Origin of the sequence: Lactobacillus acidophilus, assembly GCF_034298135.1 — a bacterium.
Taxonomy (GTDB): Bacteria; Bacillota; Bacilli; order Lactobacillales; family Lactobacillaceae; genus Lactobacillus; species Lactobacillus acidophilus.
This window is the reverse complement of record NZ_CP139575.1, coordinates 1,522,153-1,541,397: the sequence shown is the minus strand read 5'-3', so window position 1 is coordinate 1,541,397 and position 19,245 is coordinate 1,522,153. Positions and strand designations below refer to the sequence as shown.

Genomic DNA, 19,245 nt, shown 5'->3' with positions numbered 1-19,245 from the left:
ATGCGTTTAACAGAAATATTAAATAAAGATCAAGATTTAAATAATTTTATTCTTAAAACCAAACAAGTAAAAAATTCACTAATCACTGGCGCTAATGCCGGTGCTTTTAGTCTGCTTTTAAAACAAATTATTTCTAAACTAAATGAACCACTTATTTTAGTTGAAGAAAATGAAAATAAAGCACAAAACTTATACGGTGAATTAAGTGCAATTTTGGATAGTGAGCAAGTGCAAATATTCTCACTTGATGCTACGATTGCTACTCAAACTGCTGTCAGTTCTCCTGATGAACTAAGTAGTAGAATTCAAGCACTTAGTTTTTTATTGAGTAAAAAAGCGGGGATTGTTATAACTACGCCACAAGGCTTGCAATATAAACTATCTAATCCAACAGATTTTGCTCAAGCTAAGAGAGTATTTATACCGGAGAAAGAATATGAACTAACAGAATTAAATAATTGGTTAGTTCATTCTGGTTATCAAAAGGAAGCTTTGGTGGCTAAGCCTGGTGAGTTTGCAATTCGTGGAGATATTTTAGATATTTATCCTCTAGATAGAGAAAATCCAGTTAGAATTGAATTCTTTGGTGATGAAATTGATACAGTTAAGGAATTTAATTTAGCAACACAGCGTAGTACGCAAGAAATTGATCTAGTTGAAATTACTGCTGCACAGGACAGAGTATTTTCAAGTGATGCTATTAAAAAAGCAGCTGAAAAAATCAGAAAAGATATGGCAGATGCTCCGGCACCGGAGAAGGCGGTAAAAGATCATTTTACTGTAGCGCTAGATAATTTAGATACTGGTGGTTTGCCTCAAAATTATTCATTTCTAGTTGATTACTTAATTGAAAAACCAAGTAGTTTATTAGATTATTTGGCCCCCAATGGACAAATTTTAATAGATGACTTCCCTTTAATTAAGCAATCTGTAGAAACTGTCGATGAGCAAAATGCTGCATTTATTAGCGATGAACTTAAAACCGGTGCGATGCTACCTGGACAAAAATTACGTGCTGATTTTGATAAGGTATTATCACAAGATAAACATCATCGAATTTATTTTTCATTATTTCAAAGAAGTATGGGGCGTTTGCGCTTAGGACAGATGCTTAATTGGCAAACGCGTGAACCAGAACAATTCTTTAGCCAAATGCCATTAATTAAATCGGAGCTTGAATCTTATAAAAAGTCTGGCCAAACCGTTATTTTACAGGCAGACAATAATAAAAGAGCACGACAGATTGACCAAACAATGGTTGATTTTGGCTTGAGTTTACCAATCGTTGGCGAAGATGAAATTATTGAAGGACAATGTCAAATTGTTGTGGCAGGTTATACAAGCGGATTTACTTTGCCTACAGTTAAGTTGGTCTATTTAACTGAGCGTGAACTTTTTAATAAACGTCCTCAACGCAAAAAGCGGATTAAGACTTTAGAAAATGCTCAAAGATTACGTAACTATACTGAGTTAAAGCCTGGAGATTATGTTGTACATATTAATCACGGTATAGGACGCTTTGAAGGAATTAAAACTTTAGAAAATAATGGCGTAAAACGTGACTATATCACAATTACTTATCAGCGCGGTGACCAGCTTTTTGTACCTGCAGATCAATTAAGTTTGGTGCAAAAATATGTTGGCTCGGAAGGTAAAACGCCACATATTAATAAACTTGGCGGCAGTGAATGGGCCAAAACTAAACGTAAAGTTCAATCAAAGGTTGAAGATATTGCAGATGATTTGATTGAACTTTATGCTAAACGTGAATCAGAGAAAGGCTTTGCATTTTCACCAGATGATGATCTGCAAAGAAAATTTGATGATGCCTTTCCATATCCTGAAACTGCGGATCAGCTTCGTTCAATTAAAGAAATTAAAGAAGATATGGAAAAGCCCAAGCCAATGGATCGTTTGGTTGTTGGTGACGTTGGTTTTGGTAAAACAGAAGTTGCCCTTCGTGCGGCCTTTAAGGCAGTTCAAGATAATAAGCAAGTTGCTTTTTAGTTCCTACAACCATTTTGGCCCAACAACACTATGAAACTATTCAAGATCGTTTTAAAGATTTTCCAGTGAATATAGCAATGTTATCTCGTTTTCAGACACCCGCTGAATCAAAGGAAATTATTGAAGGCTTAAAAGATGGAAAAATAGATCTTGTGGTTGGCACTCATAGAATTCTATCAAAAGATGTAGAATTCAAAAATTTAGGATTATTAATTGTTGACGAAGAGCAAAGATTCGGTGTTAAACATAAAGAGCGACTAAAGCAGTTAAAAGCCAATATTGATGTTTTAACTTTAACTGCTACACCAATTCCTCGTACGCTTCATATGTCGATGGTAGGTGTGCGTGATTTATCAGTTATGGAAACGCCGCCTCAAAACAGATATCCAATTCAAACTTATGTAATGGAACAAATTCCAAGTGTAGTAAAAGATGCTTGTTTAAGAGAAATGCAACGTGATGGTCAAGTCTTTTATTTACATAATAGAATTAGTGACATTGATGAGACCGTAGAAAAATTACAACAACTTATACCCAATGCCAGAATTGCAAGTGCACATGGACGGATGAGTCAAAATCAACTAGAAGATATTTTATATCGTTTTTTAAATAGAGAATTTGATATTCTAGTTACAACAACAATTATTGAAACTGGTATTGATATGCCGAATGTTAATACGATGATTATTGAAGATGCAGATCACTACGGTTTGAGTCAGCTTTATCAATTGCGTGGAAGAATTGGGAGAAGTGCAAGATTAGCTTATGCATATTTTCTTTACCAACCTAATAAGGTATTAACTGAAGTAGGAGAGAAGCGTTTAGATGCTATTCGCGATTTTACAGAATTAGGATCTGGCTTTAAAATTGCTATGCGTGATTTATCAATCAGAGGTGCTGGAAATATGCTTGGCGCTCAGCAACATGGTTTTATTGATAGCGTTGGATATGATTTATATTCACAAATGTTAAGTGATGCGATTAAAGAGCGTAAAGGTAAAAAGACAGTGAAGAAATCTAATGCGGAAATTGATCTAAAACTTGAAGCGTATATTCCTGATTCATATATTGGTGATCAAGAAGAAAAGATTGAATTTTATAAAAAGATCAAGGCTGTTAATAACCAAGAAGAATTAGATAAAATTGAAGATGAATTAATTGATCGTTTTGGTGACTATCCAGTATCCGTTGAAAATTTACTTGCTGTTGCGGGACTTAAAGTAAATGCAGATTTAGCTCAAGTATTAAACGTGCTAAAGATTAGTGATGATAAGATCAAAGTTGAATTTAATAATAATGCTTCACATGAATTAGAAGGGCCTAATATTTTTAAGGCTCTAGAACATGTGGACTTAAAAGCACGAATTAGTATGAATCAAGAAAAGCGAATGGTAGTCTTATTACAATTACCAGATGAAATGAAGAATCGAGTATTGTTTAATGAACTAACAACGTTTTTACAAGCTGCAAGTGATATTGTACAGAGATAAAAAATGGAGGATAATTATGAGAATTGATAAATTTTTAAAAGTTTCTAGATTAGTTAAAAGAAGAACTGTTGCTAAAGAAATGGCGGATCAAGGTCGAATTAAGGTAAATGGTCGAGTAGTTAAATCAAGTTATGATGTTAAAATTGATGACATTATTGAAATTGGTTATGGGGCAAGAGTAATTAAAGCTAAGGTTTTGAATATACGCGAAACAACCAAAAAGGCTGAAGCTAGTGAACTATATGAGTTAGTTGATTAATGACTTTTGACTAAATCGTTGCTATACTTAACTTAATTATTTGTGTTTGCTAGCAACGTTTAAATAGTAATAGGGGATTAAAAAATGAATCGTGGTCCACGTATCTATAATTCAATGAGTCCAGAAGAACAAAGGGCGCGTCTAGAACGTAAACAGGCGAAAATAGAAAAAGAAGTACACCGTGTTAGGTTAAATAGAATTATTGCAATTTTTGCAATAGTTTTTGTCGTGCTCGGAATTCAAATTGCAGTTAAAATTTCACAAACTGGTAGAATTAATAAGCAAGTTCAGGCAGAAAAACAAACTCTATCTAAAGTACAAAAACAGAGGCGTGAATTAGCGACTAAAAAGAAAGATCTTAAAGATCCCAATTACGTGGCAAAACTCATTCGTTATAAATTTTACTATTCTAAATCTAATGAAAAAATTTATAACGTACATGAAAGAAATGATAATAACTAATGAAAAAATATCAAGCTGGCAATCGTGTGACTGGGGTAATTAATAATATTACGGATTTAGGAATATTTGTTACATTACCTAATAGACATTCAGGATTGATTCATCACAGTGATTTTGGTAATAATTGGCCAAGAGAAAGAAGACAATATCAAGTAGGACAAGAAATTCGTGTGGTGGTTGTTCATATTCACAAAGGAAGGTTTAACTTATCAATTTCGCACTTAAATGATCCTGATTTGGTTGACCCAGATAATCAATTTTCTGATACTCAACCTGCTGATTTTGATCAGGTTTTGAATAAGACGGCTAGAGATGCAAAAAGAGAAATTGAAAAGTTAAAACAAACTTTGACTGAAAATTAAAGAAATGGCCTAGTAATAGGTCATTTTTTGTTAGGAAAATTTATGAAAATTATTGATTTTTTTAATGAAAAACAAATAGATTTAGAGAATAAAAAATTACTTGTTGCAGCAAGCGGTGGTCCTGATTCTATGGCATTACTTGACATGCTGAAGGATTTGCAGAAAAAGCAGAAATTTGAACTGATTGCGGCTCATTTTAACCATCAATTGAGAAGCGACAGTGAAGAAGAAACCAGGATTTTAAAAGATTATTGCCAAAAAAATGAAATTCCTTTATTTGTTGCTAAATGGGCTAAAAATGAGCAGCCTAAAAGTGGGATTGAAGCCGCTGCCCGTGAAGTACGCTATAATTTTTTAACTAAAATTGCCAAAAATGAAACTGCTGATTATTTGTTAACTGCTCATCATGGGGATGACTTAATAGAAAATATTTTGCTCAAGTTTATTCGCTCAGGTAATCCAGAAGAGATGAACAGTCTTCAAGCAGTGGGAGTAATGCATGGCGTAACTTTACTGCGGCCACTTTTATCTAGTAGTAAGCAAGAAATTCTGGCATACGATAAAGAGCGAGGGATTTCGTTTATTGTAGATTCTACAAATAAAGAAGATGATACAATGAGGAATCGGATGCGGCATCATGTAGTACCAATATTAAAAAAAGAAAATCCAGCACTTATTCAAAATGCATTACGTTTTAGTCATAAAATGAGTGATTTAACAAATGTAGTTGATGAAAAGATTAATGAAATTGGTACAATTGAAAATTTTTTAGGACAAGCATATCGCATTAAAAGTAGTGAGATAAAAAGGCTAACTAAAGATCAGCAAATTGTATTTTGGCAAAAAATAATTTGGCAAAAGTTTCATCGTCGTGTAAATAAAAATCTGGGTAATTTTTCGGTGATTGAATACCAAGGCTTTGTTTATTTGTATAAAAATAATCTGGAAATTAGTAAAAAAATATTCACGATTAAAATTAACGAACCATTTATTTTTAATAATAGAAAATTACTCTTGACTACCAAAGACAATATGTCTAAGAAAAAATTAGGCGATTTTTGGTTTGATTGTAAAACTGAATTTAAGGCAGGTGTTTTGATTACTGGAAGTAAATTTTTATTGCAAGATGGAACTAGAGTGAAAGCTAAGAAAAAATTTGCAGAACACGCGATACCATTTGCTTTACGACCTTTATGTTTAGCAATTTATGCTGATCGAGAACCAATTTTCGTTGAAAATACGTATCAAAATCAAAATTGGATAAAAAATGGCAAACATTATTTTCTATATGCTAATTAATTTATCAGTAAATATAGTTGAAAATATTAGTGGTCGGAACTTGTTTTGTGATAAAATTTTAAACGTATAACTTAAAGACTTTGCGGAGGTTTTTTATGAAGAATAACCGGAATCGGCTGCTTTCAAACGGCCTTTTCTATATAGTTGTGTTCCTTCTGCTCCTATGGGGAATCAACTGGGCACTAGGCGGCTCTAACAATAGCGGTAGTTCAGAAAATATTAGCTACTCACAATTTGTTAAAGATTTGCGTCAAGGCAAAGTTAAAAACTTTAGTGTTCAACCTGCTAATGGTGTTTACACTGTTTCAGGTAGTTACAAGACTGCACAAACAGCAAAGAATCAATCAAATAGTAGTTTTGATTTCTTTAGTAATAATTCAAGTAGAAAAGTATCCAGCTTCTCTACAACCATGTTACAAAATGATTCTACCGTTTCGAATGTGCAAAACTTGGCACAAAAGAGTAACGCTCGGATGACAACTCAAGGAGAATCACAATCTGGCAATTGGATTTCAACTATTGTCATGCTTGTACCAACTGTTTTGTTTATTGTCATGCTTTGGATGATGATGAATCAAAGCGGTGCTGGACGTGGTGGTAGCGGCGGAATAATGAATTTTGGTCGTTCACATGTCAAACCAGAAGATCCTTCTAAAAATAAGGTTCGTTTCTCTGACGTAGCCGGTGAAGAAGAAGAAAAGCAAGAATTAGTCGAAGTTGTTGAATTTTTGAAAGATCCATCAAAATACACTAAGTTGGGTGCGAGAATCCCATCTGGTGTTTTACTTGAGGGCCCTCCTGGTACTGGTAAGACCTTACTTGCTCGTGCTGTAGCGGGTGAAGCCAACGTACCATTTTACTCAATTTCAGGTTCAGACTTCGTTGAAATGTTTGTCGGTGTTGGTGCAAGTCGTGTACGTGATTTATTTAGCAATGCTAAGAAGAATGCACCAAGTATCATCTTTATCGATGAAATTGATGCTATTGGTCGTCGTCGTGGAAATGGTACCGGTGGTGGAAACGATGAACGTGAACAAACGTTAAATCAATTATTGGTTGAAATGGATGGTTTTGAAGGCGATGAAGGTGTAATCGTTATTGCCGCAACTAATCGTTCAGATGTCTTGGATCCAGCTTTACTTCGTCCAGGTCGTTTTGACCGTAAGGTATTAGTTGGTCGTCCTGATGTTCGCGGTCGTGAAGCTATCTTAAAAGTTCATGCTAAGAATAAGCCACTTGCTCCTGATGTTGACTTAAAAGAAGTAGCTCGTCAAACTCCAGGTTTTGTAGGTGCGGATTTAGCTAATGTTTTAAATGAAGCTGCATTGGTAGCTGCTCGTAGAAACGGTACTGAAATTACCGCGTCAGATATTGATGAAGCTGAGGATCGTGTAATTGCTGGGCCAGCTAAGAAGGATCGTCTAATTGCAGAACCAGAAAGACGTCGAGTTGCTTTTCACGAAGCAGGTCACTCAATCTGTGGTTTGGTATTGAGCGATTCAAGAACTGTACGTAAGGTAACTATTGTGCCTCGTGGTCGTGCTGGTGGATATAACATCATGCTTCCAAAGGATGATCAATTCATCTTAACTAAGAATCAATTATTTGAACAAATTGTTGGTTTAATGGGTGGTCGTGCTGGTGAAGAAGCAACTATTGGTGATAAATCAACTGGTGCTTCAAACGACTTTGAACAAGCTACACAAATTGCTCATAGTATGGTTGTTAACTATGGTATGACTGAATCTCTGGGTATGGTTGAGCTTGAAAAAGAAGGCGAAAGTAATCCTTATGGATTCAAACCTTACAGTGAGGCAACTGCTGCTAAGATTGATGAAGCGGTTAAGAAAATCTTGGATGAAGCTCATGCTAAAGCCCTTGAAATCGTAAAAGAAAACAAGGAAAAGCACAGAATTATTGCTGAAGCTTTACTTAAATATGAAACTTTAGATGAAAAGCAAATCATGTCCTTATATAAGACTGGTAAGATGCCTGAAAAGGATGAAACTGAATATCCAAGTGAATCAAAAGCTTCAACTTACGAAGAAGCTAAGGCTGCTGCAGAAAAACGTGAAGTTGAAAAAGCAGAAAAGAAAGACTCAGATCAAGCTTTAGCTGATCAAGAAAAAGATGCTTTGGAAACTCCATTAGAAAAGAATCATGAAGTCGAAGAACATAATCCCGAAAATCCTGAAAAGGACGAAAAGACTAATTCAAATAATGATTCATCTGCAGACGATGAGCAAAGATAATTAAATAAAAGTAGGGCCTGTTAAAGGCTCTATTTTTTTAGGAAGAAGGATTAAAGAATGAATGATTATTTAGTAAAATCAATCGATAAGACTAAGAATTTACGCTTGCTAACTATAACTGCTAAGGGAGTAGTTAGTGAAGCACAAAAGCGTCATGATTTATGGTCAGCTTCTTCAGCTGTACTCGGTCGTACATTAGTGGGTTCGCTTTTACTTGCTGGGGCAGAGCTTACTGATAAAGAAGAATTGACTGTTAGATTGTTAGGTAATGGTCCAGTAGGTCCAGCTATTGTAACTGCAACAGCAGATTTGAAAGTCAAAGGCTATGTTAAGAACCCTCATATTGCATTACCACCTAAAGAAAATGGTCATATTGATGTAAAAAAAGCTGTTGGTCAAGGATGGTTTGAAGTGACTAAAGATTTGGGTCTGAAAGAACCCTATACTGGCCAAGTTCCAATTGTTTCTGGTGAAATTGCAGAAGACTTTGCGTATTACTTAACTAAGTCTGAACAAATTCCATCAGCTGTAGGTTTATCAGTTTTCGTAAATCCAAATAATTCAATTGGTGAAGCTGGCGGATTTATGCTTCAAGCATTACCTGGTGCCAGTGATGCTTTAATTGATAAGACAATTAAACGAATTAATGAATTGCCTGCTCTTTCTACTTCATTTTTAGATGGTATGACACCGGAAGATTTGGCACGTAAAATTTTAGGTACTGATTGTAAGATTCTGGAAAAAGATGATGTTGCATTCAGCTGTGATTGTTCTAAAGAAAAATATGCGGGAATTCTTGAAACTTTAAAGTCTTCCCAATTAAAAGATATGATCAATGAAGATCATGGAGCAGAACTTATTTGCAACTTCTGTGGTAACAAATACCATTACACTGAAGATGAATTGAAAGAGATTTTAGCTAAGAAAAAAGACGATAAAGATTATTAATTAAATTTAAAGAGGCCTAAGGTTTTAACCTTTAGGGCTTTTTTGATATTATAATAAAGTATTTTGAAAGGATGATTTGGTGGATAACAGCTGGAAAATTCGCGATATCACCATTCCAAACCGAGTTGTTGTTGCGCCGATGGCGGGAGTTTCAAATTCAGCATTCCGCGTTGTATGTAAGGAATTCGGAGCTGGGCTGGTTGTCTGCGAGATGATTTCTGATCATGGAATTATTTATCGAAACAAAAAGACCTTAAGCATGATGGATGTGGATCCTAGAGAACACCCAATGAGTATCCAGATCTTTGGGGGAACTGAAGAGACATTGTTGCAAGCGGCTCAATATATTGATCAGAATACTGATGCCGATATTATTGATATCAATATGGGGTGTCCTGTGCCTAAAGTTACTAAAACTGATGCAGGATCTAAGTGGCTTCTTGATTCAAATAAAATTTATCAAATGGTTCATGCTGTAGTGCAAAATGTGCAAAAACCGGTCTCTGTAAAAATGAGAATAGGTTGGGATCGTAAACATGTTTTTGCCGTAGAAAATGCATTGGCTGCTCAAGAAGCTGGTGCTAGCATGATTGCAATGCACGGAAGAACTCGTAAGCAAATGTATCAAGGTGAAGCTGATTGGGAAGTTTTGCATGATGTTGCTCAAGTTTTAGATGTACCATTTGTGGCTAATGGCGATATTGCAACGCCAGAGCTTGCTAAAAAAGCTTTAGATGATATTGGCTGTACAGCAGTAATGGTAGGACGTGCTGCTCTTGGCAATCCATGGATCTTGAAGGATATGGTGCATTATTTAGAAACAGGGGAAACTTTACCACCACAAACTGTGCGTGAGAAGGTTGAAACTGCCAAGCATCAGCTTCAAGGGTTAATTGAAATTCATGGGGAAAAGCGTGCAGTACCAGAATTTCGTCAACAAGCTGCATACTATTTAAAGGGAATTCCCCGTTCGGCTCGTACTCGTGCTAAAATAAATGAGGTCTGGACGCGTCAGGAAGTATATGACTTGCTCGATAATTTTGTTGATGAGTATGAAAAAAGAGAAGAAGCTCGTGCTGCACGACGCGAGACAATGAACAAATAATGGAGGAAAGATAAATTGGCAAAGAATGAAATGAACGACCAATTACGAGTTCGTCGTCAAAAGATGGACGAAATGCGTGAAAATGGAATTGAACCATTTGGTCAAAGAAAATTTGATCGTCAAGATTTAGCAGCTACTTTGGATGAAAAGTACGGCAATGAGGATAAAGACGAATTAAACAATGATATGCCTAAGACCAAGGTGGCAGGTCGTATGCTTGCAAAACGTGGTAAGGGTAAGGTTGGTTTTGCCGACATTTATGACCGTACTGGCAAGATTCAAATTTACGTACGTAAGGATATCGTTGGTGAAGAAAACTACAAGATTTTTAAGAAATCTGATATTGGTGACTTCTTAGGTATCGAAGGTGAAGTAATGAAAACCGATACTGGTGAACTTACTATTAGAGCACTTCACGTAACATTCTTATCAAAGGCACTTCGTCCATTGCCAGACAAGTATCATGGCTTGAAAGATGTTGAAGCAATTTATCGTCAACGTTATCTTGATTTGATTACTAACCGTGATAGCTATATGCGCTTTGTTCACCGTACTCAGATTATTCAAGCGATTCGTGATTACTTGAATAAGCAAGACTTTATGGAAGTTGAAACTCCAGTACTTCACAATATTCCTGGTGGTGCTGAAGCTCGTCCATTTATCACTCACCACAATGCTTTGGATATCGATCTTTACATGAGAATTGCTTTGGAATTGCCTCTTAAGCGTTTGATTGTTGGTGACATGGAACGTGTTTATGAAATCGGCCGTGTGTTCAGAAATGAAGGCTTGGATACTCACCATAACCCTGAATTTACTGAACTTGAAACTTATGCTGCATATTGGGATTTCCATGATGTTATGGATGAAGCAGAAGGTATTATTCGTGCTGCAGCTAAGGTTGTTTCACCAGATGGCAAGATCACTTACCAAGGTACTGATATTGACTTAGGCAAGCCATTCCGTCGTGTTCACATGGTTGACTTAATTAAAGAGAAGACCGGTGTTGACTTCTGGAAGCCAATGACTGATGAAGAAGCAAAGAAGATTGCTGAAGAACATGATATTCACTGTGAAAGTTACTGGAAGGTAGGTCATGTAATTAACGCTTTCTTTGAAAAATACTGTGAAGAAACTATTGTTGATCCAACCTTCGTATATGGTCACCCAGTAGAAATTTCACCACTTGCTAAGAAGAATGCTGATGATCCAAGATTTACTGATCGTTTTGAAATTTACATTATGGGTGAAGAATACGGTAACGCGTTTTCAGAATTAAACGATCCAGATGATCAACGTGCACGTTTTGAGGCCCAAATGGCTGAACGTGATGCTGGTAACGATGAAGCTGATATGATCGATGAAGATTACCTTCGTGCTATGGAATATGGTATGCCACCTACAGGTGGTTTGGGTATCGGTATTGACCGTTTGGTAATGCTTTTGACTGATGCACCAGCTATTCGTGATGTTTTACTCTTCCCAACAATGCGTCCAGAACGTGTTGAAAGTATTGAAGCTGAAGTTAAGGCTGATATGGAAAAGAAGAATAAAGAAAACAAGTAATTTGAATTTTAAAATAAAAAAGCCATTATCTGCGTTTTAAGCGTAGGTAATGGCTTTTTATGTTTGTGGAATAAAAAAATAATTTTTTATCAAAAAGTATTGCAAAGAAAATAAGTTTTGCTATAATAATATTTGTTGTTGCGGAAGTAGTTCAGTGGTAGAACACGACCTTGCCATGGTCGGGGTCGCGGGTTCGAATCCCGTCTTCCGCTCCAGGATGAAAGCTCACTTAAGTGAGCTTTTTTTGTATCATCTTTTATACCATAAAAATTATTTCGTTTTTTTTGTAAAAAGTGTTGCAAAGAAAATAAGTTTTGCTATAATAATATTTGTTGTCGCGGAAGTAGTTCAGTGGTAGAACACGACCTTGCCATGGTCGGGGTCGCGGGTTCGAATCCCGTCTTCCGCTCCAAGATATAAGCTCACCTTAAGGTGAGCTTTTTTTGCGGGAAATAGCTCAGTTTGGTAGAGCGCTACGTTCGGGACGTAGAGGTCGCGCGTTCGAATCGCGTTTTCCCGATAGAAAATAGGCTGTCTGTTAGGACAGCCTATTTATTTTTGTTATAATAGCGTCTAAAACTGGAGGGGATAATATGGCAGCAACTACTAAAGAGAATTATGAATTGTTAGTACAGCAAGCTCAGGCATTAATTGCAAATGAATCAGATTGGATTGCTAATACTGCTAATTTATCAGCTTTATTATTTAATTCATTATCTGATGTGAATTTCGCTGGAGTTTATCGCTTAGAAAATGGTGAATTAATTTTAGGACCATTTCAAGGGATGCCAGCTTGCGTGCATATACCAGTTGGAAAAGGCGTTTGTGGTGTAGCGGCTAAGACGCAAATAACACAAATTGTTCCAAATGTGCATGAATTTGCTGGTCACATTGCTTGTGATAGTGCTTCAAATTCAGAAATAGTTATCCCCATTTTTAAGAATCGAAAATTATGGGGCGTTTTTGATTTTGATTCGACTAAGTTAGATGATTTTGATGATATGGATAAAAAGTATTTAACTAGAATTACTAAGATGGTTTTTGCTTAATCATTATTTTTTTCTTCATAATGATACTAGCATGAGTTAAATTATTTTACTTACTGACAAAATAAAAGTAAAATACCATAGCGTATTTTAAAGGGTGGTGTTTGTATGGAAAACTCATACAGTAAAAGTGTAAATCAAGTGTTGGAAATTGCGCGTGAACAAGCACAGAATTTCCATCATCATTTAATCGGAACAGAACATATTTTATTAGCCTTAGTAATTGAAACTGATGGCGAAGCTGGAAAAATTTTACGTTCATGGGGGCTGACGCCTACCGCTATACGTGAAGAAATTGAAAGATATACAGGATATGGCTCAGCTCCCAAGGCTAGCTATATGGAAATGTCACCTCGATTGAGCTTGGCTTTAGATTATGCTAAAAGACAAGCAGAACAAGGTGGATATAAAGAAATTAAAACCAATCATGTGTTATTAGGTATAACTGCTAGTGAGCAAGTTTTATCTGCAATGATTTTGAAAAACTTAAGCGTAGATATCAGTCGATTACGTCAAGATGCTATCGACAGCTTGGAACAGGATCAAGATTTTAATGATTCTGCTAATTGGTTAGGTAATAGTGATTCTAACCAAAAGAAACGTAAGAATAGCACTACGCCAACCTTGGATAAAGTAGCAATTAACTTGAATCAACGTACACGTGAAGGAAATATTGATCCTGTTATTGGACGTGATAAGGAAATTGAACGTGTAATTCAAATTTTGTCACGTAGAACTAAGAATAATCCGGTTTTAGTAGGTGAGCCAGGTGTAGGTAAGACGGCTGTTGCTGAAGCAATTGCTACTGAAATTGTTAAAAAGAGAGTGCCAGAAGATCTGTTAGATAAGCGAGTTATGGCATTAAATATGGGTAACTTGGTTGCTGGTACTAAATATCGTGGTGAATTCGAAGATCGAATGAAGAAGATCTTGGATGAAATTGCTAAAGATGGCAAAGTTATCTTATTTGTTGATGAAATGCATACTTTAATTGGTGCCGGTGGTGCTGAAGGCGCAATTGATGCTTCTAATATTTTAAAGCCATCACTTGCTCGTGGTGATGTTCAAATGATTGGTGCTACTACATTTGATGAATACCAAAAATACATTGAAAAAGATCAAGCTTTGGCAAGACGTTTCCAACAAGTGCGCTTAAATGAACCTTCAAAGAAAGATACATTAGCAATTTTGGAAGGTTTAAAACCCAAGTATGAAAAATTCCATCATGTTACTATTACTGAAGAAAGTCTAGAAGACGCAGTTGATTTATCTAGTCGATATATTTCTGATCGCTTTTTACCAGATAAAGCCATTGACTTGGTAGACGAAGCTAGTGCTGCTGTAAAAATCAAAAATAATGTTAATTCTGATGACGAATTAGTACAGATTAATAACAAGATTAAAAATTTAATTGATCAAAAAAATGAAGCAGCAGCAAGTCAAAACTTCGTAAAAGCTGCTCAATTACAAGATGAGCAAAATAATTTGCAAGCTCGTCGTGAAAAATTAGTAAATACTTTACATGAAAAAATTAGTGCTAATGCGACTGTTGAGCCCGAAGATATTGCCAAAGTAGTATCTGATTGGACTGGCGTTCCTGTTACCCAAATGAAACGTAATGAAACTCGTCAATTAGCTAATTTAGAAGGTATTTTACATAAGCGAGTTATTGGTCAAGATAAGGCTGTTTCTGCAGTTGCTCGTGCAATCCGTAGAAGTAGAAGCGGAATTAAGGATGAACGTTGTCCAATTGGCTCATTCTTGTTCTTAGGCCCAACTGGTGTGGGTAAAACAGAATTGGCTAAATCTGTTGCTGCAGCAATGTTTGGCTCAGAGGATAACCTGATACGGCTTGATATGTCTGAATACATGGATCAAATCGCTTCAAGTAAATTGATCGGTTCAGCACCAGGCTATGTAGGTTATGAAGAAGGCGGTCAACTTTCAGAACAAGTTCGTCGCCATCCATATTCAGTTGTGTTGCTCGATGAAGTAGAAAAAGCTCATCCTGATGTATTTAATCTCTTACTTCAGGTCTTGGATGAAGGATTTATGACTGATTCTAAGGGAAGGAAAGTTGATTTTAGAAATACAATCATTATTATGACTTCTAACCTTGGTTCACGTTCATTATTTGATGGCAATGCGGTTGGATTCAATGCGGATAAAATTGATCAAGCAAAAGTAAGACAAGCGAAAGTTCAACAAGCTATTAAACAGTTCTTCCGCCCTGAATTTTTAAACAGAATTGATGAAACTATTGTCTTTGATGAATTAACTAAGAAACAACTTCGTAACATTGTAAGTTTACTTACTAATAAATTGGTAGTTCGTTTACAAAGAAAAGGTATTACTTTGAAACTTTCACGTGCTGCTTTAGATAAGATCGTACAAGATGGTTATGATCCAGAAAATGGTGCTCGTCCACTTAAGAGAGCTATTCAAAATGATGTGGAAGATAAAGTTGCCGAAATGTTAATTAATGGGGAAGTTAAGAGTGGTGATACTCTTAAAATTGGTAGTCAACATGGTAATTTGAAATTCGAAGTTGTTGCACCTAAAAAAGAAGTAGAAAAAGTCAAGTAGCTTAAGTACTTGATCTTGACAAAAATAAAAAAATATTATACAATTTTTGCTGATTTAAAAAGACTGAGATTCAGGATTTTGCTGATCTATTGTCCAGCAAAATGATAAGGACAAAAACGACACTTGTTGTTTTTGTCTTTTTTATGCCTAAAATTGCGGTTTTTTGAATTTGTAACAGAAATGTAATATTTGCTTTCTTAGACAGAAAGGATGTTTTTCCTTGTTAAATGGACACGTAGTGAACTACGGTAAACATCGAACTAGACGTAGCTTCTCCCGAATTAAGGAAGTATTGAAGTTACCTAACTTAACTGATGTTCAAACCGAATCATATAAGTGGTTTCTTGATAAAGGCATTAAAGAAGTCTTTGATGACATTATGCCTATTAGTGACTTCTCAGGTAAGCTTTCATTAGAGTATGTAGGCTACAAACTTCAAAAGCCTAAGTATACAGTTGATGAAGCTCGTGATCATGATGCAACTTATGCTGCACCAATGCATGTAACTTTGAAGCTTACTAACCAAGAAACTGGTGAAATTAAGACTCAAGATGTATTCTTTGGCGATTTACCATTAATGACTGAATCAGGTTCATTCATAGTTAATGGTGCTGAAAGAGTTATTGTTTCTCAATTAGTTAGATCTCCAGGTGTTTACTACACTGGTGATTATGATAAGAATGGTCGTCAAATTTTTGGTACTACTGTTATTCCTAACCGTGGTGCTTGGCTTGAATATGAAACTGATGCTAAAAATGTTTCTTATGTTCGAGTAGACCGTACTCGTAAGTTGCCTCTTACTGTATTGATTAGAGCAATGGGTATTGGCTCAGACAGTGAAATTATTGAAATGTTTGGTCAAAGTGATACTTTGCAATTTACTTTGGACAAGGATGTTCATAAAAATCCAGCTGACTCACGCGTAGCTGAAGCTTTGAAGGATATTTACGAAAGACTTCGTCCAGGTGAACCAAAGACTACTGATTCATCACGTTCACTTTTGTATGCTCGTTTCTTTGACCCACGTCGTTATGACTTGGCACCAGTTGGACGTTACAAGATTAACAAGAAGCTTTCTCTTAAGAATCGTTTGTATGGTCAAACTTTAGCTGAAACTTTAGCTGATCCTGATACTGGTGAAATTATTGTTAAGAAGGATACTGTAGTTACTCACGAAATTATGGACAAGTTAGCTCCATACCTTGATCGCGATGACTTCAAGATGGTCACTTACCAACCTTCAAAAGAAGGTGTATTACCAGATCCTATTACAGTTCAAGAAATTAAGGTTTACTCAAAGGTAGATCCTGAACGTGAAGTTAAATTAATGTCAAATGGTCACATTGATGCAGATGTTAAGCATTTGACTCCAGCTGATGTTTTAGCTTCAATTAATTACTTCTTTGCTTTACAAGATAAGATCGGTACTACTGATGATATCGACCACTTGGGTAACCGTCGTATTCGTCGTGTTGGTGAACTTCTTCAAAATCAATTTAGAATTGGTTTGGCAAGAATGGAACGTGTTGTTCGCGAAAGAATGTCAATCCAAGACCCATCAACTGTTACCCCACAACAATTGATTAACATTCGTCCAATTGTTGCAAGTATCAAGGAATTCTTCGGTTCATCACAGCTTTCACAGTTTATGGACCAACACAACCCATTGGGTGAATTGACACATAAACGTCGTATGTCAGCCTTAGGGCCTGGTGGTTTAACTCGTGACCGTGCCGGATATGAAGTTCGTGACGTTCACTATACTCACTATGGTCGTTTGTGTCCTATTGAAACTCCAGAAGGACCTAACATTGGTTTGATTAACTCACTTGCTTCATACGCAATCATTAATAAGTATGGTTTCATTGAAACACCATATCGTCGTGTTTCTTGGGATACCCACAAGGTAACCGATAAAATCGATTATTTGACTGCTGATGAAGAAGATAACTACATTATTGCCGGTGCTAACACTCCTTTGAATGATGATGGTTCATTTAAAGAAGACATAATTTTGGCTCGTCAAAAGGAAGATAACGTCGAAGTTACTCCAGATAAGATTGACTACATGGACGTTATCCCTAAGCAAGTTGTTTCAGTAGCTTCAGCATGTATCCCATTCCTAGAAAACGATGACTCTAACCGTGCTTTGATGGGTGCCAACCAGCAACGTCAGGCTGCTCCTTTGATTAACCCACACAGTTCCCTTGTTGGTACTGGTATGGAATATCGTGCAGCTCACGACTCAGGTGCTGCATTAATTGCTAAGGCAGCTGGTACTGTTGAATACGTTGATGCTGATGAAATTCGTATTAGACGTGAAGATGGTACTTTAGACAAGTACACTCTTGAAAAATACCGTCGTTCAAACAACTCTAAGTCATACAACCAAACTCCTAATGTTAAATTGGGTGATCACGTTGATGAAAGTGATGTAATTGCTAATGGTCCAACTATGGATCATGGTGAACTTGCATTAGGTCAAAACCCACTCATTGCTTTCATGACTTGGAACATGTACAACTATGAAGATGCCATCATGCTTTCAGAACGTTTGGTTAAGGATGATGTATATACTTCAATTAGTATCGAAGATTATGAATCAGAAGCTCGCGATACTAAGCTTGGACCAGAAGAAATTACAAGAGAACTTCCTAACATCGGTGAAGATGCTTTGAAGGATCTTGATGCTGATGGTATCGTTCGTGTCGGTGCTGAAGTTCATGATGGTGATATTTTGGTGGGTAAGGTAACTCCTAAGGGTGTAACTGAATTATCTGCTGAAGAAAGATTACTTCACGCTATCTTTGGTGAAAAGGCTCGTGAAGTTCGTGATACTTCACTTCGTGTACCACATGGTGGTGGCGGTATCGTTCAAGACGTTAAGGTTTATACTCGCGAAGCCGGCGATGAACTTTCACCAGGTGTAAATACTATGGTTCGTGTTTACATTGCACAAAAGAGAAAGATTCAAGTTGGGGACAAGATGTCTGGTCGTCACGGTAACAAGGGTACTGTTGCTGCAGTTATGCCAGAAGAAGATATGCCATACCTTCCAGATGGTACTCCAGTAGATATTTGTTTGAACCCAATGGGTGTTCCATCACGTATGAACATTGGACAGCTTCTTGAATTGCACTTGGGTGCTGCTGCTCGTCAATTAGGTATTCACGTAGCAACTCCAGTATTTGATGGTGCTAATGAAAATGATGTTTGGGATACTGTACGTCAAGCGGGTATGGATAAAGATGGTAAGACAGTTATTTATGATGGTCGTACCGGTGAACCATTCCACAACCGTGTGTCAGTAGGTGTCATGCACTACTTGAAACTTACTCACATGGTTGACGACAAGATCCACGCTCGTTCAATTGGGCCATACTCATTGGTTACTCAACAACCTTTGGGTGGTAAAGCTCAATTCGGTGGACAGCGTTTTGGTGAAATGGAAGTTTGGGCTCTTGAAGCTTATGGTGCAGCTTACACATTACAAGAAATTTTGACTTATAAGTCAGATGATGTTGTTGGTCGTGTAAAGGCATATGAAGCTATTGTTAAGGGCGAAAGAATTCCTAAGCCAGGTGTACCAGAATCATTCCGTGTTCTTGTTAAGGAACTCCAATCATTAGGTTTGGATATTCGTGTCCTTGATATGGATCATAATGAAATTGAACTTCGTGATATGGATGAGGATTCAAGTGAACACTTGAATATCGATACTTTGTCACGTATGGCAGAAGAACAAGAAAAGAAGAAGTTAGCCGAAGAAACTGGAAAATCAGAGAATAAAGAAGATAGTAATGAAACTGCAGATAAGCCAGTAGCTCCTGCAGATGAATCTGACGGTAAAGTTTCTAAATAGT

General features: G+C 36.5%; 11 protein-coding genes, 3 tRNA genes and 1 pseudogene. All 15 read left to right on the top strand.

Features of this window, described 5'->3' with window-relative positions; all coding sequences use genetic code 11:
* The 15 genes and pseudogenes from mfd (at window position 1) to rpoB (ending at window position 19,244) form a co-directional block, all read left to right on the top strand.
* Window positions 1-3,497 (top strand): annotated as a pseudogene (mfd, locus tag SO785_RS07390) (transcription-repair coupling factor).
* A gap of 16 nt (window positions 3,498-3,513) precedes the next feature.
* On the top strand, window positions 3,514-3,756 hold the full coding sequence (locus SO785_RS07385) for an RNA-binding S4 domain-containing protein (protein ID WP_011254102.1): 243 nt from the start codon (window positions 3,514-3,516) through the stop codon (window positions 3,754-3,756).
* Between the two features lie 84 nt (window positions 3,757-3,840).
* Window positions 3,841-4,218: a septum formation initiator family protein gene (locus tag SO785_RS07380; protein ID WP_011254103.1), complete on the top strand. Its 378-nt coding sequence runs from the start codon at window positions 3,841-3,843 to the stop codon at window positions 4,216-4,218.
* Entirely contained in the window at window positions 4,218-4,580 is a 363-nt protein-coding gene (locus tag SO785_RS07375; RefSeq protein ID WP_003549009.1) for a S1 RNA-binding domain-containing protein, read from the top strand. The genes SO785_RS07380 and SO785_RS07375 overlap by 1 nt, the downstream gene beginning before the upstream one ends.
* Window positions 4,581-4,622: 42 nt before the next feature.
* Entirely contained in the window at window positions 4,623-5,879 is a 1,257-nt protein-coding gene (gene tilS / locus SO785_RS07370) for a tRNA lysidine(34) synthetase TilS (protein ID WP_003549010.1), read from the top strand.
* 95 nt (window positions 5,880-5,974) lie between these two features.
* Window positions 5,975-8,131, top strand: coding sequence for an ATP-dependent zinc metalloprotease FtsH (gene ftsH / locus SO785_RS07365; RefSeq protein WP_011254105.1), 2,157 nt, complete (start codon window positions 5,975-5,977; stop codon window positions 8,129-8,131).
* Window positions 8,132-8,188: 57 nt separating this feature from the next.
* The gene (hslO, locus tag SO785_RS07360; protein WP_003549012.1) at window positions 8,189-9,079 is read left to right on the top strand and encodes an Hsp33 family molecular chaperone HslO; all 891 of its coding nucleotides are present in this window, start codon (window positions 8,189-8,191) and stop codon (window positions 9,077-9,079) included.
* Between the two features lie 79 nt (window positions 9,080-9,158).
* Window positions 9,159-10,184 carry a tRNA dihydrouridine synthase DusB gene (gene dusB, locus SO785_RS07355; RefSeq protein WP_003549013.1) on the top strand — a complete coding sequence of 342 codons (1,026 nt, stop codon included), beginning with the start codon at window positions 9,159-9,161 and terminating at the stop codon, window positions 10,182-10,184.
* A 15-nt stretch (window positions 10,185-10,199) separates the two neighbouring features.
* The gene (lysS, locus tag SO785_RS07350) at window positions 10,200-11,750 is read left to right on the top strand and encodes a lysine--tRNA ligase (RefSeq protein ID WP_011254107.1); all 1,551 of its coding nucleotides are present in this window, start codon (window positions 10,200-10,202) and stop codon (window positions 11,748-11,750) included.
* A 140-nt stretch (window positions 11,751-11,890) separates the two neighbouring features.
* Window positions 11,891-11,965 (top strand) — tRNA-Gly (locus tag SO785_RS07345).
* Between the two features lie 122 nt (window positions 11,966-12,087).
* Window positions 12,088-12,162: transfer RNA gene (locus SO785_RS07340), tRNA-Gly, on the top strand.
* A gap of 34 nt (window positions 12,163-12,196) precedes the next feature.
* A tRNA-Pro gene (locus SO785_RS07335) sits at window positions 12,197-12,270 on the top strand.
* 73 nt (window positions 12,271-12,343) lie between these two features.
* Window positions 12,344-12,799, top strand: a complete 456-nt coding sequence (locus SO785_RS07330) for a GAF domain-containing protein (RefSeq protein ID WP_003549015.1) — start codon at window positions 12,344-12,346, stop codon at window positions 12,797-12,799.
* A gap of 105 nt (window positions 12,800-12,904) precedes the next feature.
* On the top strand, window positions 12,905-15,382 hold the full coding sequence (locus SO785_RS07325; RefSeq protein ID WP_021874019.1) for an ATP-dependent Clp protease ATP-binding subunit: 2,478 nt from the start codon (window positions 12,905-12,907) through the stop codon (window positions 15,380-15,382).
* 220 nt (window positions 15,383-15,602) lie between these two features.
* Complete coding sequence (rpoB, locus tag SO785_RS07320; protein ID WP_011254108.1) at window positions 15,603-19,244, top strand: DNA-directed RNA polymerase subunit beta; 3,642 nt, start codon at window positions 15,603-15,605, stop codon at window positions 19,242-19,244.
* The last annotated feature ends 1 nt before the right edge of the window (window position 19,245 follow it).

Coding starts and splice junctions, on each gene's coding strand:
- SO785_RS07385 (WP_011254102.1), top strand. CDS start 3,514: ATGAGAATTGATAAATTTTTAAAAGTTTCTAGATTAGTTAAAAGAAGA.
- SO785_RS07380 (WP_011254103.1), top strand. CDS start 3,841: ATGAATCGTGGTCCACGTATCTATAATTCAATGAGTCCAGAAGAACAA.
- SO785_RS07375 (WP_003549009.1), top strand. CDS start 4,218: ATGAAAAAATATCAAGCTGGCAATCGTGTGACTGGGGTAATTAATAAT.
- tilS (WP_003549010.1), top strand. CDS start 4,623: ATGAAAATTATTGATTTTTTTAATGAAAAACAAATAGATTTAGAGAAT.
- ftsH (WP_011254105.1), top strand. CDS start 5,975: ATGAAGAATAACCGGAATCGGCTGCTTTCAAACGGCCTTTTCTATATA.
- hslO (WP_003549012.1), top strand. CDS start 8,189: ATGAATGATTATTTAGTAAAATCAATCGATAAGACTAAGAATTTACGC.
- SO785_RS07330 (WP_003549015.1), top strand. CDS start 12,344: ATGGCAGCAACTACTAAAGAGAATTATGAATTGTTAGTACAGCAAGCT.
- SO785_RS07325 (WP_021874019.1), top strand. CDS start 12,905: ATGGAAAACTCATACAGTAAAAGTGTAAATCAAGTGTTGGAAATTGCG.